1 protein-coding gene is annotated in these 1,488 nt (G+C 66.1%); it reads right to left on the bottom strand.

The features are described from left to right. Positions 1-33: 33 nt before the first annotated feature. The gene (locus AC3WTE_RS32585) at positions 34-1,353 is read right to left on the bottom strand and encodes an IS256 family transposase (RefSeq protein WP_016894482.1); all 1,320 of its coding nucleotides are present in this window, start codon (positions 1,351-1,353) and stop codon (positions 34-36) included. Between the last annotated feature and the right edge of the window lie 135 nt (positions 1,354-1,488).

A 1,488-nucleotide genomic window follows, 5' to 3' on the forward strand; every position in this document is an offset into this window, starting at 1 on the left:
GAGTAATTGTCAATACCTGTGGATTGGTGTTTTTCAGGCGACCTCCGTTCCGGTCGGGGTGGCCGGGTTGTCGGCCGGTTCGGGTGGGGTGATGTCGACGGGTCGTTCGAGCAGTTTGCCTTTGTGGAACACCGCTCCGGCCCGGACCAGGGCGACCAGGTGCGGGGCGTTCACCGCCCGCCAGCGGGCTTGTGCGGCGTCAATGAGCTTGTAGGCCATGGCGATACCCGCCGCGCGGGAACCCGGCCCCTTGGTGACCTTGGTGCGCAACCGGACCGTGGCGAAGGTCGACTCGATCGGATTGGTGGTGCGCAGATGTACCCAGTGCTCGGCGGGATAGTGGTAGAACTCCAGCAGCACATCGAGGTCGTCAACGATCTTGGCCACGGCCTTGGGGAACTTGGCGCCGTAGTCCAGTTCGAAGGCTTTGACCGCGACCTGCGCGTGGTCGATGTCCTCGGCGCCCGCGATTTCCCGCATCGCCGCGATCGCCCCCGGATGCGCCGACTTCGGTAGTGCGGCAAGGACATTGGCCTGCTTGTGAAACCAGCACCGCTGCTCACGGGTATCGGGGAACACCTCACGGACCGCTTTCCAGAACCCCAGAGCACCGTCCCCGACCGCGAGCACCGGGGCGCGCATGCCACGGCGCCGGCAGTCCCGCAGCAGATCCGCCCACGAGTCCGCTGATTCGCGGTACCCGTCGGTCAGCGCGACCAGTTCCTTGCGGCCGTCGGCGCGCACCCCCAGCATCACCAGCAGGCACAGTTTGTCCTGCTCCAGGCGGACCTTGAGATGGATGCCGTCCACCCACAGGTACACATAATCGGTGCCCGACAGGTCCCGGCGGCCGAACGCGGCGGCCTCGTCCTGCCACTGCGCGGTCAGTCGGGTGATCGCCGGAGCCGAGAGCCCCGCCCCCGAGCCGAGGAACTGCTCCAACGCCGGACCGAAGTCGCTGCTGGACAGGCCATGCAGGTACAGCAACGGCAGCACCTCGGCCATCTGCGGGGACTTACGCGCCCACGCCGGCAGTATCTTCGACGAGAATCGTTGCCGCTCACCGGTTTCCGGATCGACCCGTTTGTCGTTGACCCGCGGCGCCTTCACCTCGATCGCCCCAGCGCCGGTGAGCACCTCCCGGACGTTGTGGTGGCCGTTGCGGACCACCAGCCGGTGCCCATTCTCGTCGACCTGATCGACGAACTGGTCGACATAGGCGGCGACCTCGGCCTGCAAAGCGGCGGCCAGCATCTGCCGGGCACCGTCGCGGACAATCTCATCCAACAACGACCGACCGGCACCGCTGCGGGTGTCGTTGGCCTGCGCGACATCGTGAACTACGGTGAGCACGGGCGTGCCTTCCCAACCAGCGCGCCAACGCCGGTCTTGATCAGAAACGAACTGGACTTGTGATCATCCCCGGGAAGGCGCGCCCACATTCACGCCGCCCTACCAAGGCTCATCCACAGGTTCTGATCATTGCTC

It is taken from the genome of Mycobacterium sp. FW102-FHT13B02 (assembly GCF_058790275.1).